The sequence below is a fragment of the Specibacter sp. NPDC078709 genome (assembly GCF_040686795.1).
GTDB lineage: Bacteria > Actinomycetota > Actinomycetes > Actinomycetales > Micrococcaceae > Specibacter.
In genome coordinates this window covers 16,938-42,087 of the sequence record NZ_JBFBLU010000004.1, presented here as the reverse complement: position 1 = coordinate 42,087, position 25,150 = coordinate 16,938, and the positions used below count along the sequence as shown (strand labels likewise).

Sequence of the window (25,150 nt, the reverse complement as noted above, 5' to 3'; positions counted from 1 at the left end):
CCTTCCGCGGTGTATGCCGCCGCAGCCGTGGCTAACCGGTACTGCCGATCTTAGTGCTACTGCTCGCCGAAGCCGTCTTGTCGGGTTTCAGTTTCCTCCGACTGCTCTTGGTTCCGCTTGGTTTGTACCGTCGAAGAGGCATCGCGGGCGGCACGGCGCAGCTTCTTATCTGAGACTGAACGCTCGCCCACCGCGGCCGGTGTCCACGCGTCCAGGTCTTCCTGAGCAAAGTCAGTTTTCGACGCGCGGCGCTTGGGTGTCATCCCTGTGACCCCGTCGGCGAGGCGGCGGGTCACCATCAAGAAACCTGTGTGGGCCACCATGCGGTGGTCAGGGCGCACTGCCAGGCCTTCAAGGTGCCAGCCGCGAACCATGGACTCCCAGGCGTCGGGCTCGGTGAAGCGGCCGTCGGCACGGATGGCCTCGGCGGTGCGGGACAGCTGGGTCACGGTGGCAACGTAGTTGATCCAGACGCCGCCGGGAGCCAGAACGGTGGCGACGGCGTCTAGGCACTCCCAGGGAGCCAACATGTCCAGGACGACACGGTCAACGCTGCCGGGGGCTTCCTGCTCTACTACCTGGTCTTGGAAGTCACCGAGGGAGATCTTCCAGGCGGGGTGCGGGCCGCCGAAAATAGTTTCCACGTTGCCGCGGGCAATGTCGGCAAATTCCTGACGGCGTTCGAAGGAATGCAAGTAACCCTGATCTCCTACAGCACGCAGCAAGGAGATGGACAGGGCTCCGGAACCAACGCCGGCTTCAACCACGCGGGCGCCGGGGAAAATATCACCCATGGTGATGATCTGGCCGGCATCCTTCGGGTACACCACCGCGGCACCGCGGGGCATGGACAGGACAAAGTCAGAGAGCAACGGACGCAGTGCTTGGTACTGCTGGCCCACGTTGCTTTCCACCATGGAGCCCTCGGGCTGGCCGATCAAAAGGTCGTGATTCAAGAAGCCCTTGTGTGTGTGGTAGGCCGTGCCGGGGGTCAAGGTGATGGTGTTCATGCGGCCACGTTCATCGGTGAGCTGCACGCGTTCGCCGGAGCGGAAAGGCCCACGCCGTGATGCGGCACCGTGAGGCTGCTGGCCGGTTTCTGGCGTTGTTTCGTCTTGCTTCATCGGGTGGTTCCTCACGTTTGGTGCCTAAAGGTCAGCGGTTGCGGCCCGCAGTGGGGGCCTGGTCAGAGTGAAATGCTAGGAAAGGGAAAAATGTGGGGCAAGTGGCGACGGTGGTCAACCCTCACGGGGCCATCAGCTGATTGGCTTGCCGGTCATGGCGGCCACAACCTTCGCCTGACTGAGTAGCCCAGTGACCTTGCCGTCCAGATTGATTACGGCATATTCAGTATCCGGTAGTTGGGCTAGGTAGGACACTAGCTCCACCCCCGAAGCCACATCGGGAACATAGGCTCCCTTAGATAGTGACCGGGCCACCGCACTTGCCGGTGTGATGAGCGCAGCCTGCGGCGGCACATGGGCCAAAGCGTACTCGTCAACGACAGCTGTGGGACGGCCGTCTTGGCCGAATAACACAATGGGTTCCTGCGGGAATTGGCCCCGCAACGTCCACAGCTGGGCCACGGTGCATTCGATCGAGGCGCTGACCGCCGGAGTTGCCAAGGTGCCGGCGCTGACAGCTGGTAGCCGCAGTCGCATGGTGGCCCCCTTGATGGATGCCGAGGCACCCATCCATAAGAAGCCCGCCAGCAAGACCACGATAAAGGTGGTGGTCAGTTCGGGCTGCTGGCCCTGCAGTAATGGCACTGCCAGGACAACGGCAATCATCACCACCACGATGATCCGTCCGGCCCAGCCAGCGGCCACGGTACCTTTCTCCTGGTTGCCGGTGGTTTTCCAGACAATAGATTCCACCAGGCGTCCGCCGTCGAGCGGTAAGCCGGGGAGAATGTTGAACGCACCGATCAACAAGTTGGCCCAGATGAAGATGTTGCTTAGCAAGACCAGGATCACTGTTGTGAGGGTGGTGGCTTCCGTCAAGAGCATCGCTACCAGCCAGCCCAAGCCCGCCAGCACAAAGTTGGCGACAGGTCCGGCGAAGGCCACCACGAGTGCTTTGCCTGGAGTCGCCTTGCTGAAATCAAACTCCGTGTGCCCGCCCCAGAGGTTGAGCACAATCTTGTGGGTGGTCCAGCCATACAGCTTGGCCGCAATGGCGTGTGCCAATTCGTGAATCAGCACGGAAAATAACAGCAGTAGGGCATAGGCAAAGGCCACGCCATAGGCACGCCAGCCGAGTCCGGCAAAGTTTCTTTCCAGCTGCGGGCCAAAGATCATGACTGTGATGGCGGCGATCAAGAACCAGGAGTTGGCCAGAATAATCGGGGTCCCCCCGATCGATCCCAAGACTAGCCCTTCACGCTTTTCCTTCATTTCCTTGGTGGATCCGCTCACAAAGCAGCTCCGGCAGAACGTGCGTGGGCAGCGACAACCAGCTGGACGTCGTCGTACGTCTTCTCAGCGAGCGTGTCCCACGTGGTGCGCCGTGGGTCATCTGCCAAGGGCACGGCATTGGGGATAGCAATCGTGGCCATCCCTGAGGCGATGGCGGAGGCCACACCCGGAACAGAGTCCTCCAAAGCCGCACAGTTGAACAGCGTGAGCTCAGGATCGCTCCCCTGCAATTGCTCCACGGCTAAGAGATACGGCTCAGGATGCGGCTTGCCATGGGTGACTTCATCGCCGGTAATCAGGAATTCGAAATAGTTCTCATCGAGGGCATCAACGACCTCTTGCGCCATGTGCCGTTCGCTCATGGTCACGAGGGCACAGCGAACTCCCTTCGCGTGCAGTTCTGCCAGTAACTCGCGGGCTCCGGGGCGCCAAGGCACCACCTTGCGGATTCCGGCCACCACACTATTGGAGAGGTAGTCGATGATCTCCCTGACGGAAAGCTCCACACCGGCCAACTGCAGCACCTTGGCGGTGCTATCCAGTGCGTTGCCTACTAGCTGGTGGGCCTTCTCCTCATCCCACTGCCCGCCATGGGCCTCAACGAGAGCTATTTCAGCGGCGATCCAATACGGTTCCGTGTCCACCAACGTCCCGTCCATGTCCCAGAGGACAGCTTTAAGCGGATGGTCGGTGGATGCCTCAAGGTGGGCGGCGGCAGGAGTGGGTGAAAGCATGCCACTAGTCTACGTGGAGAGAGGCGTGGAACTGTTTTCCACAGCCGCGCGTGGTGGGTGGTGCCGCAAACCGCTAGGCGCCTTAGGCTGGGGATGTGAGCACATTCAGTGGTGGAGAAGCCGAAGAACCGGAAGCGTTTTTGGAAGTGCCTGCCGGTGAGGAGCGGTTAACAGTCCTGTTAGCCGCCTTTGAAGGCTGGAACGACGCCGGCGAGGCAGCCAGCGACGCCCTCAAATACTTGCACAGACTGTGGGATGCCAAACGGGTCGCGGTGATTGAACCCGATGAATATTACGACTTCCAATTCACCCGCCCCGAAGTTCGGCTCACCTCCTCCGGCGGCCACAAGATCAAATGGCCCGTCACCAAGATCGCCAAAGCTTCCATTCCGGGCACCAACATTGATGTGATCCTGGTGCACGGCATTGAACCGTCGTACCGCTGGCGTGCCTACACGGCAGAGCTGTTGGCCAAGGCCGCCGAACTGAACGTCAACTACGTGGTACTAGTGGGCGCCTTACTGGCCGACGTTCCCCACTCACGTCCCATTCCCGTCACAGCAACGTGCGACGACGACGAGCTCGCCACTCGTTTGAAGCTGGAAGCCTCCCAATACGAGGGCCCCATTGGCATTGTCGGGGTACTCAATGAGGTTGCCTTGCTGGCGGGGCTGCCCACCGTGTCGCTGTGGGCAGCCGTGCCGCACTACGTGGCTCAGGCGCCTTCCCCCAAGGCTGAACTGGCGTTGCTGAACAAGATCGAAGACTTCTTGAAGGTCTCCTTACCCACTACCGACTTGGCCGAGGACGCCCATGCTTGGGAACGCGGGGTCAACGAACTGGCGTCCCAGGACGCCGAGATCGCCGCGTACGTCCAACAGCTCGAACAAGCTAAGGACACGGCAGAACTGCCCGAAGCGACCGGCGAATCCATTGCCCAAGAATTCGAGCGCTACCTGCGCCGCAGAGGCAACGAGCAGCCCTAAGCTCGCTGAGGGCTGCACCGCCGACCTCTGTGGCTTAGAGCTCCACGCCGAGGAGGGCTTCAAGAGCATCCGATACCAATGCGGCATCGCGCTCGGAAGCTGGGGTGGCATCGCTAGCGGTAGATAGTTCCGCCCAAGCATCTACGGCAGCCAGGGCACGGGGCGCATCCAAATCTTGCGACAGCGCCGCACGCAGTTCGGCCACCAACGCCATGGCAGAGCCTTCGGCAGCACGCGGTGCCGCTTTCCGCCAACGCTCCAGCCGGTCCTGCGCGGATTCCAACAGCTCCTGTGTCCAGAACCAGTCACTGCGGTAGTGATGGGCCATGATTGCCAACCGGATAGCGGCCGGGTCAACACCTTCTGCACGCAATTGTGAAACGAGCACCAAGTTACCCAGGGATTTGCTCATTTTTTCACCGTCCAGACCAACCATGGCCGTGTGGACGTAGTGCGATGCCATGGGAGTGTGGCTCAGCGCATAGGCGTGGCCAGCTCCCATCTCGTGGTGCGGGAAGACTAGATCGCTGCCGCCGCCCTGCACCGTGAAGGGCTTGGGCAAGAATCGCTGGGCGATAACGGTACATTCAATGTGCCAACCGGGGCGTCCGGCGCCCAGGGAGGCACCGTCCCAGGAGGGCTCGCCGTCGCGGGCGACCCGCCAGAGCAAGGCATCGAGCGGGTGGCGTTTCCCCGGGCGGGCCGGGTCCCCGCCACGCTCAGCAAAGACAGGAAGCATTTCCTCCTGGCTGAGGCCCGAGACCTGCCCCAACCACCACGCCGCTTCGGGTCCGTTATCCTTTTCGGCAGCCGAAGCAGCCTCGACGGAGAAGTAAATATCGCCGTCGGGCGCTCCATCATGTCCCGCAACGGGGTAAGCGAGACCCGCGGCCAACAACTTCTCAATCTCGGGCACAATCCACTCAATGGCTTCAACGGCACCGATGTAGTGATCTGGGGCGAGCACGTTCAGGGCTTCCATGTCGGCGTGGAATAGCGCCGTCTGGGAGGCTGCCAGTTCACGCCAGTCAACGCCGTCGCGGGCTGCGCGTTCTAGGAGGGGATCGTCAATATCAGTGACATTTTGCACGTAGTTGACGGTGCGGTCCGCGTCGCGCCACGCCCGGTTGAGCAGGTCGAAGGCAACGTAAGTGGCGGCGTGGCCCATGTGGGTGGCGTCGTAGGGGGTGATGCCGCAGACATACATGCTGGCTGGGCCAGTCTCCGGCAAAAGCTCGACTCGATTCCGAGTCGTTTCATGCAACGCAAGGGCAGGCATGAGGCCGGGGAGCTGGGGCAGGGAGTGGGACTTCCAAGTTTTCACATGCACAAGCCTAACCGCCGAGGGACCCAAAGTGAGCGAAGAGAGCTTTGGGAAGCGCAAGGCTTGGCCAGCTGGAGAGTTAACGCCTCTCCCTTACGGGGTGATGACGTTGGTCCCGAGGAGGATGAAGAGCAGCAGTCCCAAGCCAATGCGGTACCAAACGAAGGGGCGGAAGCTCTTGGTGGAGATGTACTTGAGGAACCAGCCGATGATGAGATATCCCACAGCGAAAGCAATGGCGGTTGCCAGGGCGATTTCGCCGATGCCGAAGGGGCCCTGTGCCCCCTCGTGCTTAGCGAAAACCTTGTACAGCTCATAGAATCCGCTGCCGAAAACGGCGGGGATGGCCAGCAAGAATGCGTAGCGTGCCGCGGCCTCACGTGTGTAACCCATAAGTAGGCCAGCGGTGATCGTCCCGCCGGAACGCGAAACCCCGGGAATCAGGGCCAGCGCCTGGGCGAATCCGTAGAGGATGCCGTGCTTGTAGCTCAGGTCCTTGAGTTCGCGCTGCTGGCTTGCGATATGGTCCGCCACGGCAAGAATCAGGCCGAAGACAATCAGGGTCGTGGCTACGAGCCACAAGTTTCGGAGGGTGGATTCGATGTGGTGTTGGAACAGCACGCCCAGCAAAGCAATGGGCAAACTGCCGATGATGACCAACCAACCCATGCGGACATCTGGATCGGTGCGAGGCACACGTCCCCTCAGCGATCCCCACCACGCTTTGATGATGCGGACAATATCGCGCCAGAAGTACAGCAGCACGGCAGTTTCCGTGCCCAGCTGACTGACAGCGGTAAAGGCCGCACCGGGATCCTCCCCTGAGGGCAGGAATTTACCGACGACAAAGAGATGGGCACTTGAAGAAATCGGGAGGAATTCAGTCAGGCCCTGGACAAGGCCTAAGAAGGCAGCTTCAAACCAGTTCACGGGTTTCAGCCTAAAGCATGTGCGCCGCTACGCCATGCACACGCGGCAACGTCGGACAAAACACACAGCCAATTCCCCGTAAGCTTGCAGCCATGGAACAACGATTCATGGGCACCAGCGGACTGCGCGTTTCTGCCTTGACCTTGGGCACAATGACCTGGGGAAATGAAACCAGCCCCGAGACTGCGCGGGCGCAACTGCGAGATTTCGTGGATGCCGGCGGCACCACACTGGACACTGCCGTCAGTTATGTTGAGGGGCGCAGTGAAGCGATCCTCGGCGAACTGCTCGGAGATGTAGTCCCCCGCAGCGATGTGGTGTTGGTCTCAAAAGCTGGCGTCAGTCACCGCAGCGACAGGCGGATGGTGGACACATCCCGGCGTGCCATGCTTGCCGGACTTGATGCTTCCTTGGCGCGTCTCGGTACGGACCATCTAGATTTGTGGCTGGCGCACGTGTGGGACGAGAACGTGCCCTTGGAGGAGACGCTTAGCGCCTTGGAATATGCCGTCAGCAGCGGACGCGTTCGCTATGCCGGAGTCTCCAACTACAACGGCTGGCAGTTTGCACGGGCCGCGACCCTGTGTGAGACCACGCTCGTGGCCAATCAAGTGGAGTATTCCTTGCTGGCGCGCGAGGCCGAGCGTGAGGTGGTCCCCGCCGCCGAGCATATGGGTGCCGGTCTGCTGTGCTGGGCTCCTCTGGGGCGCGGCGTCCTGACCGGAAAGTACCGTGGACAGATTCCGGCTGACTCACGCGGGGCCAGCACCACCATGAGCGCCTACGTGGAGAAGTATTTGGATGGCCGCCCGGCCCGCATCACCGAGGCCTTGATTACGGCCGCCAAAGGCCTCGGGCGCGCTCCTCTAGATGTTGCGTTGGGTTGGCTGCTGGAGCACCATGCCGTGGCCTCGGCCGTGGTTGGCCCGCGCACCCAAGAGCAGTTGCAGGAAATCCTTACGTCCTCCTTGGAACCGCTGCCGGAACAAATCGCAACGGTCCTGAACGAGGTTTCCCAGCTCTCCTGACAGCTAGCTACGAGTTACTAGCTATCCCTGTGTACCGCTGCCTGAATTCTCCGGCTCATCCTCTGAATCGTCATCGTTGTCATCGTCTTCGGAGTCGTCATCATTGTCGTCGTCGTCATCAAAGTCGCCTTCGTCACCGTCTTCGCCGTAGATGACCAATGGTGTTACTTCATCGAAGGCGTCAAAGAGCGCTTCTTCGTAGGCTTCAAAGGCGTCAATAATGCCAAGGAAGGTTGCTTCGACGATGGGGTCTTCTTCCCCGCGGCGTGCCGAAGCGGCAACCAGGTGTTCTTCTAGGGCGGTAGTCAGGGCACTCAGGGCTGCGCGGGGATCGATGCTCATGCGATTGACGGTACCAGTGTGCCCGGTAACTTGAAAGTCCTTTTCACTGGGTGAGGATTTTGGCAGGAAACACGGGTAGCTTGGTGTGAAGCGGCACACTTTGCGCACCGGCTCCAGATACCCCACTATTAGGGATCTGCTGGAGGGATAGTGGCGGCAAGTGGCTCGGAAAGTACGGACAGGAAGGACACTTCATGAGGGAAACCTTGAAACCTGCATCGACCAGCCCGGGGGCACCTCTGCGCCAGTACGAGTACTTGGAAATCACGGTCTCCGCTGGCGAGTCGGTACCGACCGCTTATCAGCGTCTGCGTGAACATGCCGAATACGGCAAGTGGGAGTTGGCCCGCAGCACCTTGTACATGGGCGGGCACCGCAAATACGTGATGCGCCGCAGGGTGCTACGGGTTCAGCGGACCCTCGATATCTTCTCCTGAGGCAGACCGTCCACAACCACCCCGAACCACGGGATTGGTGGCCAGTGCACTTAGGGGCCGCTGTTCAGTCCTCGAGCGGACCCAGCCATGCGTTGGCAATCGTGGAGTGCGCCGATTCGTCGTCCGAAGGATGGAACATTCCCGCCAACACATCACGGTAAAGGCGGCCCAGTTCATTGCCAGCAAAGTAGCTGCTGCCTCCGCTGACTCGGATGATCAAGTCCACAACTGTCCTGGCCGTTTCCGTGGCCCGAACTTTCAGTCCCACCATCTTGGGAAACCACTGGGATCCATGATTGACCAGGTTGTCTACGTCGCGGGCCACCGATTCCAGCTGCGGGTAAAGCCCGTCCATGGCCAACGCCGCGTCGGCGATGCGCCAACGGATGTCCGGATCTTGAGCGTAGCTCTTGCCCGACTTCTTGGACTTACGTTTATGCACCGTTTCCACACCAATCTGCAACGCCCGCTCGCCCAAACCCGTGTACACGGCGGCCAACAGCGTCTCAAAGCAAGCGAAAATGGAGAAGATCAGCGGGTCCGCGTTGGGGCCCACAGGCAGTTTCCGGAACACCCGATCAGCCGGTGCCACCACGCAGTCGAGCACGGTGGTGTTTGACTGGCTCGCCCGCATGCCGAGCGTGTTCCAATCGTCTTTGATGGTGTATCCGGGTGTCTCACGGGTGATGAACGCATGCACTAGAACAGCTTCCTCCCCGCTGCTGTCCTTCCCGAAGATCCCCAGCCGGGTCCAGGCTGGCGAGAGCGAGGTGAAGATCTTGGTGCCGGTAAAGGAGTAGCTACCGTCGCCCTGGGGCGCTGCCACGGTGTTGGAATCGAACAGCACCGAATCGTTGCCCGCCTCCGAATTACCAAAGGCAAACACCTCCCCCGCCACCGCCTCCGTCAGCACATAGTGGAGAGAGTTGTCCCCTCGCTGCGCTAGAAGATGTGCGACGCCGGTCCACACCAAGTGCATGTTGATCGCCAATGCGGTGGCCGGGGCGGCTGTCGCCAACCTGCGTTGTGCGGCAGCGGCCTGCTCCAGACCAAAGCCGAGTCCGCCGTCGTGCGTGGCAGCAAACATGCGCAAGTAGCCCTGGTCCTTGAGTTCGGCGAGGTCCTCGTGGAAAAACTCATTGCGTTCGTCATAACCCTTGGCACGGACTCGGAAACGTTCCAGCAGCTCATCGGGGAGCAGTTCTTGCAGGTCAATACTCATGGTGCGAGGTCCTTAGTAGTTGCTCAGCAGGCGGTCCAGAACGCGGGAGCCGAATTTCAGTGAATCGACGGGAACGCGTTCGTCCACTCCGTGAAACATGCCAGTGAAGTCCAACTCCGCGGGCAGCTGCAGTGGGGCGAAGCCATAGCCTCTAATGCCCAGACGGCTCAGCGATTTATTGTCAGTACCGCCGGATAGCGTGTAGGGCAGGACGGTGGAGCCGGGATCTTCAGTGTGGAGGGAATCGATCATGGCGTCCACGAGGTTGCCGGCGAAGGGAGTTTCGAGGGAGACGTCGTTGTGGATAGTTGAGATCTCAATGCCATCACCTGCCAGCTCGCGGACGATTTCAAGGACCTGCTCATGCTGGCCGGGCAGCGTGCGGATGTCGATCATGGCCTCGGCCGTGCCGGGAATCACATTTGCCTTGTAGCCGCTCTTCAGGAACGTGGGGTTGGACGTGTTTTGCAGTGTTGCACCAACGAATCGTGACACCGTGCCGAGCTGGCTCAGCAGAGTTTCCGGGTTTCCCTCGTCAAACTCGATGCCGGTGAGCTCCGAAACGCCCTCGAGGAAGGCACGGGTGGTATCGGTGTACTCAATGGGCCACTCGTGATCACCAATCCGGGTTACGGCCCGGGCCAGCCGGGTCACCGCATTGTCAGTGTTGATGTGCGATCCGTGGCCGGCGCGGCCGTGGGCGGTCAGACGTAGCCAAGCAAGGCCCTTCTCTGCGGTCTGCAGGAGGTAGGCGCGTTTACCGTTGATGTCGGTGGAGAAGCCGCCCACCTCGGAGATGGCTTCAGTTGCTCCTTCGAATAGATCGGGGCGGTTGTCCACGGACCAGCGGGCACCATACTTGCCGCCAGCTTCCTCATCGGCGAAGAAGGCGAAGATCAGATCCCGCTTGGGCTGACGGCCTTCGCGACCCATAGAGCGCATGACCGAAAGCATCATGGCGTTCATATCCTTCATGTCGACCGCACCGCGACCCCAAATCATCCCGTCACGTTCTTCGCCGGCAAAGGGGTCAACGCTCCAGTCCGAGGCCTGCGCCGGTACGACGTCTAGGTGGCCGTGCACCACCAGGGCTGGCAGTGAAGAATCTGTTCCAGAAATCCTGCTGACAACATTGGCTCGCCCCGGAGACGACTCATAGAGCTCAGCCGACAACCCCACCTCGGAAATCAAAGCAGCAGTGTGCTCAGCAATGGCCCGCTCCCCCGGACCTTCGTTATCGGCGTAGTTACTGGTGTCGAAACGAATGAGATCGGCGCAAATGCCTGCCACTTCGTCCTCTGGCCTGACGTTGTTCACGGGATGACTCCTTATGTTCTAGGGCGTTTAGCCCAGCCTACCTTTCGGGTCCTTTCAGGCACCCGGACAGCCGGAAAATGGGCGGGGCAGGACTCGATTGTTCTTTCACATAAAAGTCGTGCTATTGTTTTCATCGCTGCTGCAGGGAACAACGATTCAAGCGAGAGCGAGAAACGAATTCCTGCGATCACCTGCGCGGGTGGCGGAATGGCAGACGCGCTAGCTTGAGGTGCTAGTCCTGGAAACGGGGTGAGGGTTCAAGTCCCTTTCCGCGCACTGACAGACTCCCTGAGAACTAAGGTTCTCAGGGAGTCTTTTGTTTGCTCAAGAGCCCTTCCTGGACGTGATTATGGTCACTGATTACCCAGTGTTTCTTGGGTTAGCGGCCAAAATGGGGGTAGCGGCGAAAATGTGTGTACAGCCCAGGCGTGTCAGCGGCTTCTGCTTCGAAACAGCAGATGCTGCGCTTAACCTGTTCGAGACTGCAGAAGACGCGACAAATTCGCGATTTTCATCGCATCATCCGCGTTTTCGAATCCGCAATCCTCGAGTTGCCATGTCTGGCCCCGAAAATGCGATTAAACGGGCCATATCTGACGACTCGAGTGCAGCATCTGACGACTCGAGTGCGGCCAAGGTCTCGGGGTAGCGGCGAGAATGTGTGTACAGCCCGGGCGTGTCAACGGCTTCTGCTTCGAAACTGCAGATGCTGCGCTTAACCTGTTCGAGACTGCAGAAGAAGCGACAAATTCTCGATTTTCATCGCATCATCCGCGTTTTCGAATCCAACCCGTAACTACCTGGCGACCGCCCCGTCCAGCGCAGGCCCCATTGCCTAACCGGTGGTCCAGCCCGTCAAGGCCCGCCCCGTGCTTCATAGGTTCTAGGCCGGGCCCACTATTTTGTCAGACCCCCGCCGTAGAGTCCTGATCAATGCAAAGGAGTGCTGCACCATGAAGACCGAGGAAGAATCTAGCCGCAAGGCCGAGAAAACGCTCAAGCTGATCACCAAACTGCTCGCGAAGGCGGCAAACACGCCCTTCCCTGCTGAAGCGCAAGCTTTTCAAGAGCATGCCGAACGGCTTATGGTTCGTTACGGCATCGAGCAGGCCACCATCGACGCCGAGGCTGGTAAGTCCGGCCGCCCACAAGAGCCCATGGTGGAGGAACGTGTGGAATTTGGTGGGCAATACAAGGTGGGCCAGGCCCGTGGATTCACCTCGGTCGCTTTGGCCTTCAACACCGTCAGGGTGCTGCAGGCCAACACTCCGACCAAGAAGATCCTCTATCTCATCGGGGCCGAATCCGATGTGGACCAGGTGCTACGACTCTTCGATTCCTTGCGTCTGCAATTGGCGGCAGCCATGCAGGCGTGGTGGCCCACATACCCCTACAAAGACTTCTTGAGTGCTCAGGAAAAGACGCTCGAACGTCGGCAGTTTCAGCTCGGTTTCCTCACCACCGTCGCCGGCAGGATCGGCGCCATCTACAGCGCTGAGGTGACCCATGGAGAACCCGGGAACGAGCTGGTGCTGGCAAGCCGCCGGGATCGCGCGGACCAACATGTCAATCACTTGTACCCGCAGATTCGTGCGGCTCGGCGGCAAAGCATGTCCATGGGATCCAGAAATGCCCATTCGGCCGGCAGCTACGCCGGAACCAGAGCCAGCGTCAATGCCGAAATGAGTCCGTCTGCCCGCGGCTCACTCAAGGCGTAACCGATAGTCTGGGACTTCAATTCAACACGCAGCAGTAAGGACATGCCCGCCATGGAGCACACCCGATTCGCCCGCATTGCCGGGCTCGTGGCGGGAGTGGCAGCTGTTGGCATTGCTCTGACTCCATCCTTGGTTCCACGACCCGCCCTTTTCCAAGGATTCCTGGCCGGGCTCAGCTTTGGGCTGGCTTATCTGGCAGCTTCTTGGTTATGGCGTGCGGTATCGAGATTCTTGGCACGGCGGAAACAGCTTTCCACCATTACGGCCACACCCACACTGGCGCTATCTGATCCAGATGGTCTGGCGCCTTCTGTTCCGGCTCCTGCTGATCCAACAGCGCTGAAAGCAGTTCCCTTGTGGGTCTGGCCAGCGCTCGGGGCCATGGGCGGGATCTATGTGGCGGTCGTGGGAATTCTTGCCGTGTCCTGGCAAAACGAGGTCCGTGCCAAAGTGGACATGCCCCCCATAGACGCCATGGAACTTGGTACCTTTTTCCTGGTGGCGGTTCTCGTAGCAGCTGTCGTCTTTGGTGTCCGCTGGGGTTTAGTGCAGATGGCTGCCTTGGGACGGCGCTGGGCTCGCCGTGCAGGCTGGAACACCCGCCTCGTCACCGCTAGTGGGCTGCTCACTGGAATTCTGACCGCGGCGCTGGCCTTGACCTTGCTAGTTTCAGGGGCTCTCATGGGCACGGACCGCGTGTACTCAGCCAGGAATGACACCACACCTGCAGGCATCACAGAACCAGATTCGGAGTTCCGTTCTGCTGGATCGGCATCAGCGGTTGACTGGGACAAATTAGGCATGCAGGGCCGCGCCTTTGTGGGTGGCGGTCCCACAGCAGCCACCATCGAGCAAGTGACCCGGGCTCCAGCCAAGGAACCGGTTCGTGTCTATGTAGGATCGGAGCAAGAGAACTCCGTGGCGGACCGCGCGCAGGTGGCCGTCGCCGAACTCAAACGGACGGGCGCGTTTGGCCGCGGCACTCTCCTGATTGCTACCCCCACTGGATCAGGCTGGCTGGAGCGGCAGGCAGTGGATTCACTGGAATACCTGCACGGCGGCGATACCGCCATTGTGTCCATGCAATATTCCTACCAACCCAGCTGGGTCTCATTTCTCTTCCACCAAGATCTTCCCCGCACCTCAGCACAGGCACTGTACTCGGCAGTGAAGGCCGAATGGGATGCCATGCCGGAAGGCAACCGCCCCGAATTGCTGGTCTACGGGCTGAGTTTGGGGGCCTCCGGAATGCAATCCGCGTTCAGCACTGTAGAAGATCTGACTAGCAGCATTGGCGGAGCAGTTTTTTCAGGGGCTCCGAACAACTCTCAACCATGGGGTCAGCTACAGGCCCAGCGTGACCCCGGCTCCCCCGTATGGCAACCCGTCTTCGACGGCGGACACAACGTGCGCTGGCTATCGAACAATGGTGACTTTGAAAAACTGGATGGACCGTGGGAACCTGGCCGCGTGGCGTATCTGCAGCATGGCACCGACGCCGTGACGTGGTTGACTCCTCGGTTGATCTGGCAGAAACCGGATTGGCTCGCAGGAAGTGCAGCCAGCGGAGGCCGCGCCCCCGATGTGAGTGATTCCATGCGCTGGATACCCCTGATCACTTACTTGCAGGTGGCCTTTGATATGTTCATGGGCGAATCGGTTCCGGCCAGCCACGGCCATAATTTTGGTGACGTGGCGGTCCAGGCCTGGAATGGGGTCTCCCCCAGTGGCCTGGACCAGCCCGCACTAGACCGGATTCAAGCGGTCATCGCTGCCTACCCGTATGAGGAGTCGATGACGAACTAGCTTGCACTCACAGTGCCGCTGAAGTACTTTCGGGCACTGTGAGCGTTCCACGCGGTGAACTCCGAGCTCAGCCACACGCCGTCGTCAGTCCTGTGGTCAAGGACCTCAAGGGAGACCGTAGCTGGCAGGAACATGGGCGTGTCAAAGCTGATGTCCCAGCTAAACGAACGGGGCTTGGACTGCGGAACCGTCGCCAGTACACGAGACGCCGCATACATGCCATGGGCTATGGAACGCCGCAGACCCAGTGCTTTCGCTGTGATCACGCTGAGGTGGATCGGGTTGAAATCACCCGAGACCGCCGCATAGGCTCGCCCCGTATCAACGCCCAACCGCCACTGCGCCGTGGGCACCGGCGGAACGAAGTCAACGCGGCCGGCGGCCGCCGTAGGCTTGTCCAGACCCGGCAGAAAAACGCCCTTGGCGAGGTAGGTGGAAACGCCACGCCACAACAGTTGCGTGCCGTCTGCGTTAAAAACTTCCGCCACAAGCTGCACCTGGGTACCGCTCCGATGTCCCACCAAGTCGCGCGCCCAGGCCCGTACCAACAATTCATCCGTAAACAACACCGGAGCCACGTGTTCCACCTGATTGCGCAGGTGAATCATGCCCAGTAGCGGCAGCGGAAAATCGTCCTGAACCATGACCGACATGGCCACGGGAAAGACCAACGCGTGCAGATAGCCAGAGGGCAACACGTCACGTGCAGGCTCACCCATCAGGTGCGCAAACTCCGTGACCTTGGCCAGATCGGCCCGCACACCACGCACCTCTACTGCCCGTGAGGGCAGTGCCACAATGGGTTCGCTCCGTACCACTTTGCTCTTGGCCGCCATGGCCGCGGCATTGACGTAGAGCTTGGACAGCGAAGGCATCTCGCTCAGCAGGGTAGGCTCGCTCATTGCCCCACCATATTCTGTCCGCACACCCTCAATACATTCGCCGTGACACCTGCTGCTTGAGGCTGGGCGAAGAAGGCGATGGCCTCGGCCACGTCACTGGGCTTACCGCCTTGTTGCAGGCTGTTCAGGCGTCGGGCCACTTCCCGCGTGGCGAAGGGGATCTTTGCCGTCATATCAGTTTCAATAAAACCAGGGGCGACGGCGTTCACGGTGCCACCGCTTTCGCTCAACAAGGGTGCGGTAGAACGGACCATGCCCATAACCCCTGCCTTCGACGCTGCATAGTTGGTTTGGCCACGGTTACCGGCAATCCCGCTGGTGGAGGCAACACTGATGATGCGCGGATTGTTGGCGAAATCGCTACTAGCCAGGAATGCCTCATTCATCCGCAACTGGGATGCGATATTGACGGCCATGACTGAATCCCACTTCGCGGCATCCATGTTGGCCAGCAACTTATCGCGGGTGATACCGGCGTTGTGCACCACGATATCCAAGCGCCCATAGCGGGAGATGGCATGTTCCAAAATGCGTTCACCGGCGTCCAGACTGGTGATGTCCAGTTGGAGCGCAGTGCCATGGATTTCATTGGCGACGGCGGCCAAGTGGTCTCCGGCTGCTGGTACGTCTACCGCCAAAACCGTGGCACCATCACGGGCAAGTGTACGAGCAATGGACGCCCCAATGCCGCGCGCAGCACCCGTGACAACGGCAACAGAACCAGCCAAGGGCTTCTCCCAATCGGCCTCCGCTGTGGAACCAGCGGAGGAAGCGGTGAGGAATTGCCCATCCACAAAGGCTGAACGCGCCGAGAGGAAGAAGCGCAGCGCCGACGAGGCGCTGGGTGCGTCCGCGGCGATGTCGTTGGCCAACAACACACCGTTTGCCGTGGCTCCGGCGCGCAGTTCCTTAGCCAGTGAGCGAATAATCCCGTCCACGCCGTTGCGTGCGGCAGCCACTGCGGGTTTGTCACTGACAGTTGCCACCCTGGAGATAGCGACCACACGGGCGTTCTTGTTCAAGTCACGCAGCGCAGCGCCAACGGCGAGCATAGGCGCCGAGAGCTGGTCCGGGTGGTCAAGTTCGTCTAGGACCACCACAATGGCACCCAACTTTTCTTTGGGTGTTGCATGCCGGCGCACATCTTGGTGCCAATCGAGCAGCAGCTGGGCAACGGCGTCGGCCCCTGCTCCTTGGCCAAGAACCAAAATGGGTCCCTGAACCAGAGGAGTGTTGGGGGTGTAGCGGCGCAACACGGCGGGCTGCGGCAGGCCTAGTCGCTTGGCCAAGTCCCTACCGAAACCACGACTGACGAATTCGGTGTACTTATCTGCCTTCTCCCGCGCGGCAGAGGATGTCTTCTGGGAGTTCATAGTCTCTACCGTCCTTCCAAGATGGCAACGACACCCTGTCCGCCAGCAGCACAAACGGAGATCAGGCCGCGTGCCGGGCGTCCGTCAACAGGACCGTGTTCGTGGAGCATCTTGGCCAGCGAGGCAACGAGGCGTCCGCCCGTGGCAGCGAAGGGGTGCCCGGCTGCCAGCGATGAACCGTTGACATTGAGCTTGGCGCGGTCGATGGAACCAAAGGCACCATCCAAGCCGAGGCGGGTCTTGCCGAACTCTTCGTCTTCCCACGCCGCGAGGGTACTGAGTACTGTTCCGGCAAAGGCTTCGTGGATTTCAAAGTAGTCAATGTCCGCCAATGTCAGGCCATTGCGGGCCAGCAAGCGCGGGACGGCAAAGGCAGGTGCCATGAGGAGACCGTCTTTACCGTGAACAAAATCAACGGCAGCAGCTTCGCCATCAAGCACGTCGGCCAGAATGGGAAGGTCTCGGGCAGCAGCCCATTCCTCGGAGGCCAACAGCACGGTCGAGGCGCCATCGGTCAGCGGCGTGGAGTTGCCGGCAGTCATGGTGGCGGCATCACCGAGGGATTTGCCGAAGGCTGGCTTGAGCTTGGCGAGCTTCTCTAAACTGCTGTCAGCACGCAGGTTCGAGTCCCGGTTCAATCCGCGGAACGGGGTGATGAGGTCATCGAAGAAGTTGCGATCGTAGGCAGCGGCGAGGTTCTTATGGCTGGCCAGGGCCAGTTCGTCTTGAGCCTGACGGGTGATGTTCCACTGGGCCGTTGTCAGCGCCTGGTGCTCACCCATGGATAGGCCCGTGCGTGGCTCGCCGGTGGAGGGCGCATCCGGGGAAAGGTCCTTGGGCCGGATGCGGCTGATGATCTTTACCTTCTGCCCCATGGTCTTGGCTCGGTTCAGATCGAGCAGAATGGCACGCAACCCTTCGCTGACAGCAATAGGGGCATCCGAGGCGGAATCAACGCCACCGGCAATTGCGGAGTCAATTTGGCCCAGCTTGATCTTGTTGGAGAGTCCAATGACCGCTTCCATGCCTGTTGCACAAGCCTGCTGGAGATCGTAGGCCGGTGTGGTTGCCGAGAGTGCCGAGCCAAGGACTGCTTCGCGGGTGAGGTTGAAATCGCGGGAGTGCTTCAGGACTGCACCTGCTGCAACTTCACCGATCTCTTCATCGGCCAGACCGAACCGTGCAACAAGTCCGTCTAGAGCGGCTGTCAACATGTCCTGGTTGGAGGAGTGTGCGTAGGCGCCGCCGGAGCGTGCAAAGGGGATGCGGTTTCCGCCAACAACAACTGCCTTGCGGGGGGCAGCCGGCGAGGTGGCTGAAGTCTTGCCTCTCGAAGCAGTGCCGCCTGCCGGCTGGTTACTGGATGCTGCTGCGTTTGGGATTGTCATGAAGCTCTCTCCTTCGGGAACACCGATTGTTACTGATACCCAGCGTACCTGATACGCTGAGTATCGTGAACTCGTTACAGCAAGGGCCGGCCGTGTCGGCCCGCTCTTCAGTGCCCAGCGCAGACAAGGCCACGGTGGCATCTCTCGACGGACGCTCGGTGAGATGGGATACCCACCGTGAGGAACGCCGTCGTGCCTTGATAAAAGCAACCCGCAGAGCCATCCACCGACTGGGTCCCGACGCCTCCATGGAGGACATCGCCGTCACGGCCGGAACATCAAAATCGGTGTTCTACCGATATTTCGGGGACAAATCAGGGTTGCGGAATGCCGTGGGAACGGTAGTGATCCGGCAAATGCAGGACACCATCGCTGCGGCCCGGCACGGCGCCACAGATCCCCGCGAAGGCGTCACCGCAATGATTTCGGCGTACCTGCAGATGGCGCAGACATCCCCCAACGTCTACTTTTTTGTCACGGTGCCAGAAGACGGCGAATCCCGCCAGTCAGGTGAGCTGAGCGGATTCTTCGACAGCATTACCGCCATGATCACCGATCCATTGCGGCACCTGCTGGGCGATCCAACATCACCCTTGCTGGGTTACTGGCCCAAGGCGGCAATCGGCATGGTTCGAACAGCCGGAGAGCTGTGGCTGCGAAGCCCCGGAGAACCAGGCAAACCAGATTTCAACACCATGGCTGGACAGATCTCTGCCTGGCTATTCAACGGCGTGGGACAGTTTGTCTCCCCCGCCACCCCTGACCATTCAGCAACTGCAGCAGAAGGAAAATCATGACTGACACAATGAGCCCGCTGTCTCCGACAACCAGCCAGAACGATGTCACAGTAGACGTCGCAGAGCTAGGTGAAGTTCTCCTGGGCCGATGGGCTGATGTCCGGCTGAAGGCCCGCGCCCTGGCCGGACTGCCCGAGCTACACAAAACTGAGGGCCTGAGCCACACCGAGCACCGGAAGCGGGTGTTCGAACAGTTGGGCATTCTCGTAGAGAAGGAAGGTGTTCACCGCGCCTTTCCCACCCGGCTTGGTGGCAGTGACGATCACGGCGGCAACGTTGCCGGCTTCGAGGAACTGGTCCTTGCTGATCCATCTCTGCAGATCAAGGGCGGCGTGCAGTGGGGCCTGTTCGGTTCCGCCGTGCTGCACTTGGGAAACCAGGAACATCAGGACAAGTGGCTCCCGGGCATCATGAACCTGGAGATCCCGGGCTCTTTTGCCATGACGGAGATTGGCCACGGCTCCGACGTTGCGTCCATCGCCACCACGGCTACCTATGACGCGCAGTCGCAGGAATTTATCATCAACACCCCGTTCCAGGCAGCCTGGAAGGAATACATCGGCAACGCAGCCGTAGATGGGCTTGCCGCAGTGGTGTTTGCCCAGCTCATCACCAGAGGCGTCAACCACGGTGTCCACGCTTTTTACGTGGACCTGCGTGATCCTGAGACGAAGGAATTCTTGCCCGGTATTCAGGGTTTGGATGACAACATCAAGGGTGGACTCAACGGCATTGACAACGGCCGCCTAGCTTTTGATCACGTTCGGATCCCCCGGACCAACCTGCTCAACCGCTATGGTGATGTGGCGGTCGACGGCAGCTACAGTTCACCGATCGCCAGTCCCGGCCGCCGATTCTTCACCATGCTTGGCACCCTGGTTCAGGGCCGCGTTTCTCTGGATGGCGCAGCCGTGGCAGCGTCCAAAGTTGCCCTGAAGATCGCGATTCAGTACGCCACCGAACGCCGACAGTTCAACGCCGCCTCGGACACCGAGGAAGTGGTGCTCCTGGATTACCAGCGCCACCAGCGCAGACTCCTACCTCTCTTGGCAACCACTTACGCGGCCGCTTTTGCACATGAGGAATTGCTGGTGAAGTTCGACGACGTTTTCTCCGGACGGCACGACACCGACGAAGACCGGCAGGACCTAGAAACCCTTGCCGCCGCCTTGAAGTCTCTGAGCACTTGGCACGCGCTGGAGACTTTGCAGGAATGCCGCGAAGCGTGTGGCGGTGCCGGGTTCATGGTGGAAAACCGCTTCACCTCATTGCGTGCAGATCTTGACGTCTACGCAACCTTTGAAGGCGATAACACCGTTCTCTTACAGTTGGTCGCCAAACGTCTACTGGCTGATTACAGCAAGGAGTTCCGGAACCTAGACTTTGGTGTCCTGGCCCGTTTCGTCGCCGATCAGGCAGCCGATCTAACCATCAACAAGACTGGCCTGCGCCAGGTTGCCCAGTTTGTAGCAGACACGGGTTCGGCCCAGAAGTCGGCCAAGGCACTCAAGGATGAAGACACACAGCGGGCCATGTTGTCCGATCGGGTCCAGGCCATGGTTGCTGACGTTGCCGGCGCTCTCAAGGAAGCCGCGAAGCTTCCCAAGGCGAAGGGTGCAGAGGTTTTCAACAACAATCAGCATGATCTCATTGAGGCCGCACGCGCCCACGCAGAGTTGTTGCAGTGGGAAGCGTTCACCACCGCACTTGGCCGTATTACCGATCCTGGTACCAAGCGCGTCATGACCCGCCTTCGCGATCTTTTTGGTCTGAGCCTGATCGAAAAGCACCTCTCCTGGTACTTGATGAATGGCCGTATTTCCATGATGCGCGCCCGCACCCTGTCCCCCTACATCAACCGCATACTCAGCAAATTGCGTCCCCACGCGCTCGATTTGGTGGATGCCTTTGGCTACGGACCCGAACACCTGCGGGCCACCATTGCCACGGGCATTGAGCGTGAGCGCCAGGACGAAGCTCGCGACTACTTCCGCAAGCTCCGCGCCAGCTCCGATGGTCCTATTGATGAAAAGGTTCTGATCCAGCAGGCAAAGTCCGCTTCCAAGAAGTAACCTGTACCGATGTATGGCCGACGGCGGCACCCACCTTGGGTGCCGCCGTCGTTCCCTTTTGCGGTGGTTTCGCCTGAGTTAGCAGCCTGTGCCGTTGGGGTTGACGATGCAGTCGTCGGCGTAGAGGTGGGTTTCGGCGCGCCAGACGGTCAGTGGTTGGGCTGGTGAGGGGATGTTGCCTTGGCCGGGGATGGGTAGTTCGGGGCCGCCGTTGACGGTGTAGCTGCCGTCGAAGTGGGTGGTGACGCTGATGGTGAGGCGTCCGGTTTCGGTGTAGATGTGGCTGGTTTGGGTTTGTTCGCCGATCCGGTCTTGGTGCAGGGGTGCGCCGTGAATGGGTGTTGGTCCCCAGATGGTGCCGTCGCCATAGTTCCAGGTGTAGGCGACTGGGGTGGCGGTGATGGTGACGTTTTGGCCGAGCATGGTGAGGTTGAAGGTTTGTGTACTGGCTGTGGCCCAGACGTTGGTTTCTTTGCCGCGGAGGGTGTGTGGTCCTGGTTGGCTGCCGAATTCGGCCGCTACTACTGGGGTGCGCTGGAACTCGGTAGCTATTTGCCCGGCAATCTCAGCGAGGAGGTCTCTGGGTTGCTCGTCATGGATGCAGACCGGACCTGAGTGGAAGACCCATGAACGTGGAGATGTAGTTATTTCAGCGAAATACCAGTAGACGGCCGTCCCTGGTTCACCATTGTCTTGCCCAGCTCCGGAGGCACAATCAGGCATCACCACCGCACATTCGGGAAAGATGACGCTATCACCATCAGCGCAGGCGATCCTTGCCTCATAGACAATGTTCTCCTGAACTTCAGACGAGGGTGTCTCTCCTTGGGCTCCACCAGAGCCAGGAGTCGTCGCGCTGCCGTCGGCATCAATGCCCGTGTTGTTCCATTCGGGCAGAATGGGATCTTCACCAGCTGGAAGCGCCGCACTCGTGTTGATCGACACGAGAAGTGCCGCGACGGCAATGGCCCCCAGATATCGAGACAAAAGCTTAGATCCATTCATCAGCACGATTATCCCTTCAACCGGCTAACATCGAGAGCAATCCACTGGCCGCTCTCGTAGAAAGCAGTCATTAAATCGGCCACGGATGGTTTCTGACCTCGATCGTCAGAAAGTGTTTTGTCGCCTCGGTAGAACTTCAGGTGCGCCTGTCTCACTAAAGCAACGACTTCATATTCGCCGTTCTGCAGCGGTTCAAAAGACGCATTCATGGACAGGACCCTCATCTGGCCACCAACTATCCATCGACCATCAGCGTGCCACGGGCCCACGGCACTGCTCATGGCTTCGCAGGTGAGACAGTCGGGGCCGCTGATGGCCATCATCGGCTCAGGATCGCCGGTTTCAAAGGCGTAGCCCAAAGTTGAGTACCAGTATTCGGCGAAGGCGATGAGACCTTCTTTGCTGAACTCTTTGGCTTTGTCCGGTAGCACCGGAACCGGGACGTTCTCGGCTGGTCCCTGATCCGTCGCTGGTTTGTAAACAGCAGGCGATGCGGTCGGTGGCACTGTGGGGGTCAGCATCGCAGTCCCTGAAGATTCGATGCTGGTGGTCGGAGCTGAGCTCGCTGGGGGTGGTGGATCAACCGGCGATGAGGACGAACATCCGGCCAGAACGAGGGAACAGGCCGCTAGTAGCACTAGGGCGAATCGTCTACTGCCTCGATGTTCAACTATGGTGCGGCGCATAGCCTGTCCCCACATCTGCTGAACAGCAACGGCTTCCTCGTTGAAGTCGTTGCTGCTGGCTTCATTCCAAAATACAGCCCAGCAGCAGTACGCGCCACTACGTTATCCACAGGGGTTGGGCACGTGCCGAGAGTCAGTGTCCCTTGAACGCCTCCGCCAGCCACCATGAGCCCAAGTCATTGGCGATTTTTGCATCGATAACCAAAGGTCTGCTCGGATTGGAGGCGAGCCAGTCCCCTACTGCGTCCAGATCCGCAAGCGTGCGAACCGTGATGCCATCCGCGCCAAACCCACGGCCAATGGCTGCAAAGTCAGTATCTGGGAACACGACTGAACGCATGTCTGAAGCAGGATCGTCAAGGCTAAAGTGGTGCACTTCGGCACCATAAGCAGCGTCGTTGTAGACAATGCAGACCAGTGGCATTTTCAGCCGCACCGCGGTGTCCAGCTCGGCGATCGCCATGTGGAAACCGCCGTCGCCAGTTCCTAGCACTGGCATTCGTCCCGGCTGCGCCAGTCCCGCCCCAATCGCGGTGGCCAATCCCAGACCGATCGATTGAAAAGCTTGGGTAAAGCAGAAACCATATTCGTCCGGCACGTTCAGAAACTGGCTCGGATAGCCCATGAAGTTGCCCGAATCCACGCTCACAATGCGCTCGGATGGCAGCATCTTATCCAGCGCCTTGGTCAAGGTGCGGGGATCGATGAGCTGGCCGTCTGAAAGGTCATCGAACTCCACTTGCTGCCAGTGGATTGAGGATCCAATACGAGCCGCAACAGCCGGACCGCGGTAGCCTTCACGTACCTCAACGCCGGTAGTTAGTAAGGTCTCGAGAGTGTCCGCAGCAACCTGAGCCGAATCGCCCACCACGCCCAGATCGATGGGCCGGTTGGCACCAAGCGCCTGTTCTTCGAGGTCAACCTGGACCACTTTGGTGTCAGCCCCGATCAGGTGACCGTGACGCATGGTCCACATGTTCAGGGCACAGCCGAAGCCGACGATGAGATCGGCATCAGCTATCAACTCAGCCGCCAGCGGGGACGAGAATCCGCCCGAGATCCCCAGATTGAACTTCTCCCCATTGAACAAACCCTTGGCTACCGCGGAGGTCGCCACCAGGGCACCGGCATGAGCTGCGAGGGCGAGAATTTCGTTCCGCGCGCCGCGACCCCCGCGCCCGGCGACGAACACCGGGCGCCGGGCATCGGCCACTAATCGGGCCAAAGCCTGGACAGCAGCACGCGAAGGCCGGATGGGCTCAACCGGAACCACGCCAGGTACAGTGGCGGCTTCTGTGGGAGCCTCTTGGGCCTGCACGTTCAGCGGCAGGTTCAGCACAACAGTGCGCCGGTCATTCACAGCGCGGCGGTAGGCCCGGACGGTGTCCGCCACTGCGCTGGCAGCAGAGTGCACGCGTTCTGGCACAGCATAAACAGATGCTCCAAGTGCATCTTGGTCCATGGCGAAGTTTGAGTACACTGCACTGGGAGCAGCCTCAGCGGCAAGAACGATCATGGGAGTGCGGGACTTGGCGGCCTCACCAATGCCGGTTGCAGCGTTGGTTAGACCGCACCCTTGATGCACGGAGACCAAGGAAACCTTGCCGCTGGTTCGCGAATAGGCGTCAGCCATGGTGGCTGCGCCTCCCTCATGCCGCGCCGCAGTAAACGGGACGCCGTGCTCCATGAGCGCATTGGTAATGGTGAAGTTCCCCGAACCCACCACACCAAAGCAGTGGCCAACGCCCAGCTCAGCCAAGGTTTTTCCGACTAGTTGTGCAATATTCATGACTGCTTCCTTAGCTGCGTAGTGGCCTCGACGCTAGAGCAGCACAATTACTGCGCCGGGATCAGTGCCAGCACGCGGGTGGGCGCTCCTGTCCCACCAACAATAGGCAGTGGAGCCACCACAATCATGGCCCCGTGCGCCGGCAGCTTGTCCAGGTTCTTCAGTGAGGTGATCCCGTACTTGTCAGCGCCCATAAGGAAGTAGTGCATGGGGAATGGCGGGTTGAGCGCGGCTGCTTCACCGGCGTCGATCCCCACGGTTTCCACGCCGATTCCGGAAATCTCCGGCTGTTGGGCAATCCACTGCGCGCACTCTGCCGTAAATCCGGGGGTGTGCGATCCGGTCTCATCCAAGTTCAGGAACGCTTCCTGGCTGTGATCATACTGGTCCCATCCGGTGCGGAACAGCAGCCACGAATTGGCCGGGAAGGCACCATTTTTTTGCTGCCACGCAAGCAGATGTTCGACGTCGATGAGAAAGTCGGGGTTCTCAGCGGACTCTGCGCTGAAGTCGAGTACTACGGCGGGACCCACCAGGCGGGCCGGGTCCAGTTGCGAAACGTCCTTGCCGTCGCGGCCGGAGATCCAGTGGATCGGCGCGTCGATATGGGTGCCGATGTGCTCACCGGTGTGGATGTTGTGGTGCTTCCAAAAGGGACCGGGCTCGTTGTACTCGGAGACAGCCTCAATGCTGAAGTCGATCAGGTTGGCGAACGGCTCGGGCAGAACCAGGGTAGGAGTGTCGGCCGAAAGCGGCGCGGTCAGGTCGCAAACCTCGACGGCTCCGGTGGCCAGTGAGGACAGCACTGCAGTGAGAGGACTCAAGGAATCTCCATAAGTGAGGACGGAACGCACCGTCAGGGCAATGATTTGTTAAT

General features: G+C 60.1%; 22 protein-coding genes and 1 tRNA gene. 8 read left to right on the top strand and 15 right to left on the bottom strand.

What is annotated here, in order from left to right; all coding sequences use genetic code 11:
- Positions 1–56: 56 nt before the first annotated feature.
- The 3 genes from AB0P14_RS08860 to AB0P14_RS08850 form a co-directional block, all read right to left on the bottom strand.
- Positions 57–1,124 (bottom strand): tRNA (adenine-N1)-methyltransferase, encoded by a 1,068-nt coding sequence (locus AB0P14_RS08860; protein WP_363840587.1) that lies wholly within the window; start codon positions 1,122–1,124, stop codon positions 57–59.
- A gap of 132 nt (positions 1,125–1,256) precedes the next feature.
- Entirely contained in the window at positions 1,257–2,417 is a 1,161-nt protein-coding gene (locus tag AB0P14_RS08855) for a site-2 protease family protein (protein ID WP_363840584.1), read from the bottom strand.
- Positions 2,414–3,151 (bottom strand): HAD family phosphatase, encoded by a 738-nt coding sequence (locus AB0P14_RS08850; protein WP_363840581.1) that lies wholly within the window; start codon positions 3,149–3,151, stop codon positions 2,414–2,416. The genes AB0P14_RS08855 and AB0P14_RS08850 overlap by 4 nt, the downstream gene beginning before the upstream one ends.
- Before the next feature lie 95 nt (positions 3,152–3,246).
- Between AB0P14_RS08850 and AB0P14_RS08845 the strand changes: the two genes are divergently transcribed.
- On the top strand, positions 3,247–4,137 hold the full coding sequence (locus AB0P14_RS08845) for a PAC2 family protein (protein WP_363840579.1): 891 nt from the start codon (positions 3,247–3,249) through the stop codon (positions 4,135–4,137).
- A gap of 34 nt (positions 4,138–4,171) precedes the next feature.
- Here the strand turns inward: AB0P14_RS08845 and mshC are convergent, their stop codons facing one another.
- Both mshC and AB0P14_RS08835 read right to left on the bottom strand, forming a co-directional pair.
- Positions 4,172–5,461 (bottom strand): cysteine--1-D-myo-inosityl 2-amino-2-deoxy-alpha-D-glucopyranoside ligase, encoded by a 1,290-nt coding sequence (mshC, locus tag AB0P14_RS08840; protein ID WP_363840576.1) that lies wholly within the window; start codon positions 5,459–5,461, stop codon positions 4,172–4,174.
- Positions 5,462–5,554: 93 nt separating this feature from the next.
- The gene (locus AB0P14_RS08835) at positions 5,555–6,391 is read right to left on the bottom strand and encodes an undecaprenyl-diphosphate phosphatase (RefSeq protein ID WP_363840573.1); all 837 of its coding nucleotides are present in this window, start codon (positions 6,389–6,391) and stop codon (positions 5,555–5,557) included.
- Positions 6,392–6,483: 92 nt separating this feature from the next.
- Between AB0P14_RS08835 and AB0P14_RS08830 the strand changes: the two genes are divergently transcribed.
- Complete coding sequence (locus AB0P14_RS08830; RefSeq protein ID WP_363840570.1) at positions 6,484–7,419, top strand: aldo/keto reductase; 936 nt, start codon at positions 6,484–6,486, stop codon at positions 7,417–7,419.
- A 21-nt stretch (positions 7,420–7,440) separates the two neighbouring features.
- Here AB0P14_RS08830 and AB0P14_RS08825 read toward each other — a convergent pair whose 3' ends face one another.
- Positions 7,441–7,761 carry a hypothetical protein gene (locus tag AB0P14_RS08825; RefSeq protein WP_363840567.1) on the bottom strand — a complete coding sequence of 107 codons (321 nt, stop codon included), beginning with the start codon at positions 7,759–7,761 and terminating at the stop codon, positions 7,441–7,443.
- Positions 7,762–7,955: 194 nt separating this feature from the next.
- Here AB0P14_RS08825 and AB0P14_RS08820 point away from each other — a divergent pair, with 194 nt between their 5' ends.
- The gene (locus AB0P14_RS08820; protein ID WP_363840564.1) at positions 7,956–8,198 is read left to right on the top strand and encodes a DUF5703 family protein; all 243 of its coding nucleotides are present in this window, start codon (positions 7,956–7,958) and stop codon (positions 8,196–8,198) included.
- Positions 8,199–8,262: 64 nt separating this feature from the next.
- Here the strand turns inward: AB0P14_RS08820 and AB0P14_RS08815 are convergent, their stop codons facing one another.
- Positions 8,263–9,414, bottom strand: coding sequence for an acyl-CoA dehydrogenase family protein (locus tag AB0P14_RS08815; protein ID WP_363841414.1), 1,152 nt, complete (start codon positions 9,412–9,414; stop codon positions 8,263–8,265).
- An 18-nt stretch (positions 9,415–9,432) separates the two neighbouring features.
- Positions 9,433–10,737: a M20/M25/M40 family metallo-hydrolase gene (locus tag AB0P14_RS08810; RefSeq protein ID WP_363840561.1), complete on the bottom strand. Its 1,305-nt coding sequence runs from the start codon at positions 10,735–10,737 to the stop codon at positions 9,433–9,435.
- Positions 10,738–10,930: 193 nt separating this feature from the next.
- Here AB0P14_RS08810 and AB0P14_RS08805 point away from each other — a divergent pair.
- The 3 genes from AB0P14_RS08805 to AB0P14_RS08795 all read left to right on the top strand — a co-directional run bounded on the left by AB0P14_RS08805 (position 10,931) and on the right by AB0P14_RS08795 (position 14,261).
- Positions 10,931–11,013, top strand: a tRNA-Leu gene (locus tag AB0P14_RS08805).
- A gap of 677 nt (positions 11,014–11,690) precedes the next feature.
- Positions 11,691–12,455: a DUF2786 domain-containing protein gene (locus tag AB0P14_RS08800; RefSeq protein ID WP_363840558.1), complete on the top strand. Its 765-nt coding sequence runs from the start codon at positions 11,691–11,693 to the stop codon at positions 12,453–12,455.
- Positions 12,456–12,506: 51 nt separating this feature from the next.
- The gene (locus AB0P14_RS08795; protein WP_363840555.1) at positions 12,507–14,261 is read left to right on the top strand and encodes an alpha/beta-hydrolase family protein; all 1,755 of its coding nucleotides are present in this window, start codon (positions 12,507–12,509) and stop codon (positions 14,259–14,261) included.
- On the opposite strand, the gene AB0P14_RS08790 is transcribed toward AB0P14_RS08795, so the two are convergent.
- The 3 genes from AB0P14_RS08790 to AB0P14_RS08780 are packed head-to-tail and all read right to left on the bottom strand — an operon-like array spanning position 14,258 to position 17,924.
- Positions 14,258–15,163, bottom strand: a complete 906-nt coding sequence (locus AB0P14_RS08790) for a MaoC/PaaZ C-terminal domain-containing protein (RefSeq protein WP_363840553.1) — start codon at positions 15,161–15,163, stop codon at positions 14,258–14,260. The genes AB0P14_RS08795 and AB0P14_RS08790 overlap by 4 nt on opposite strands.
- On the bottom strand, positions 15,160–16,536 hold the full coding sequence (locus AB0P14_RS08785; RefSeq protein WP_363840550.1) for a 3-oxoacyl-ACP reductase: 1,377 nt from the start codon (positions 16,534–16,536) through the stop codon (positions 15,160–15,162). The genes AB0P14_RS08790 and AB0P14_RS08785 overlap by 4 nt, the downstream gene beginning before the upstream one ends.
- 5 nt (positions 16,537–16,541) lie before the next feature.
- A complete protein-coding gene (locus AB0P14_RS08780) occupies positions 16,542–17,924 on the bottom strand; it encodes an acetyl-CoA C-acetyltransferase (protein ID WP_363840548.1) in 1,383 nt (460 codons plus the stop codon).
- A gap of 65 nt (positions 17,925–17,989) precedes the next feature.
- Between AB0P14_RS08780 and AB0P14_RS08775 the strand changes: the two genes are divergently transcribed.
- Together AB0P14_RS08775 and AB0P14_RS08770 are read left to right on the top strand one after the other, a co-directional pair.
- On the top strand, positions 17,990–18,721 hold the full coding sequence (locus AB0P14_RS08775) for a TetR family transcriptional regulator (protein WP_363840545.1): 732 nt from the start codon (positions 17,990–17,992) through the stop codon (positions 18,719–18,721).
- Complete coding sequence (locus AB0P14_RS08770; protein WP_363840542.1) at positions 18,718–20,793, top strand: acyl-CoA dehydrogenase; 2,076 nt, start codon at positions 18,718–18,720, stop codon at positions 20,791–20,793. The genes AB0P14_RS08775 and AB0P14_RS08770 overlap by 4 nt, the downstream gene beginning before the upstream one ends.
- 78 nt (positions 20,794–20,871) lie before the next feature.
- On the opposite strand, the gene AB0P14_RS08765 is transcribed toward AB0P14_RS08770, so the two are convergent.
- From AB0P14_RS08765 to AB0P14_RS08750, 4 genes are all read right to left on the bottom strand, one after another.
- Positions 20,872–21,798: a hypothetical protein gene (locus AB0P14_RS08765; RefSeq protein WP_363840539.1), complete on the bottom strand. Its 927-nt coding sequence runs from the start codon at positions 21,796–21,798 to the stop codon at positions 20,872–20,874.
- 8 nt (positions 21,799–21,806) lie between these two features.
- A complete protein-coding gene (locus tag AB0P14_RS08760; protein ID WP_363840536.1) occupies positions 21,807–22,319 on the bottom strand; it encodes a DUF6318 family protein in 513 nt (170 codons plus the stop codon).
- 298 nt (positions 22,320–22,617) lie between these two features.
- Complete coding sequence (locus tag AB0P14_RS08755; protein ID WP_363840533.1) at positions 22,618–24,273, bottom strand: thiamine pyrophosphate-binding protein; 1,656 nt, start codon at positions 24,271–24,273, stop codon at positions 22,618–22,620.
- Positions 24,274–24,320: 47 nt separating this feature from the next.
- On the bottom strand, positions 24,321–25,097 hold the full coding sequence (locus AB0P14_RS08750; protein WP_363840530.1) for a cyclase family protein: 777 nt from the start codon (positions 25,095–25,097) through the stop codon (positions 24,321–24,323).
- Positions 25,098–25,150: the final 53 nt, after the last annotated feature.

Excerpts from the sequence above, each read along its gene's own strand:
- AB0P14_RS08785 (WP_363840550.1), bottom strand. The coding sequence starts at position 16,536 with ATGAACTCCCAGAAGACATCCTCTGCCGCGCGGGAGAAGGCAGATAAG.
- AB0P14_RS08795 (WP_363840555.1), top strand. The coding sequence starts at position 12,507 with ATGGAGCACACCCGATTCGCCCGCATTGCCGGGCTCGTGGCGGGAGTG.
- AB0P14_RS08755 (WP_363840533.1), bottom strand. The coding sequence starts at position 24,273 with ATGAATATTGCACAACTAGTCGGAAAAACCTTGGCTGAGCTGGGCGTT.
- AB0P14_RS08770 (WP_363840542.1), top strand. The coding sequence starts at position 18,718 with ATGACTGACACAATGAGCCCGCTGTCTCCGACAACCAGCCAGAACGAT.
- AB0P14_RS08780 (WP_363840548.1), bottom strand. The coding sequence starts at position 17,924 with ATGACAATCCCAAACGCAGCAGCATCCAGTAACCAGCCGGCAGGCGGC.
- AB0P14_RS08760 (WP_363840536.1), bottom strand. The coding sequence starts at position 22,319 with ATGCTGACCCCCACAGTGCCACCGACCGCATCGCCTGCTGTTTACAAA.
- AB0P14_RS08830 (WP_363840570.1), top strand. The coding sequence starts at position 6,484 with ATGGAACAACGATTCATGGGCACCAGCGGACTGCGCGTTTCTGCCTTG.
- AB0P14_RS08790 (WP_363840553.1), bottom strand. The coding sequence starts at position 15,163 with ATGAGCGAGCCTACCCTGCTGAGCGAGATGCCTTCGCTGTCCAAGCTC.
- AB0P14_RS08765 (WP_363840539.1), bottom strand. The coding sequence starts at position 21,798 with ATGAATGGATCTAAGCTTTTGTCTCGATATCTGGGGGCCATTGCCGTC.
- AB0P14_RS08820 (WP_363840564.1), top strand. The coding sequence starts at position 7,956 with ATGAGGGAAACCTTGAAACCTGCATCGACCAGCCCGGGGGCACCTCTG.
- AB0P14_RS08800 (WP_363840558.1), top strand. The coding sequence starts at position 11,691 with ATGAAGACCGAGGAAGAATCTAGCCGCAAGGCCGAGAAAACGCTCAAG.
- AB0P14_RS08860 (WP_363840587.1), bottom strand. The coding sequence starts at position 1,124 with ATGAAGCAAGACGAAACAACGCCAGAAACCGGCCAGCAGCCTCACGGT.
- AB0P14_RS08850 (WP_363840581.1), bottom strand. The coding sequence starts at position 3,151 with ATGCTTTCACCCACTCCTGCCGCCGCCCACCTTGAGGCATCCACCGAC.
- AB0P14_RS08825 (WP_363840567.1), bottom strand. The coding sequence starts at position 7,761 with ATGAGCATCGATCCCCGCGCAGCCCTGAGTGCCCTGACTACCGCCCTA.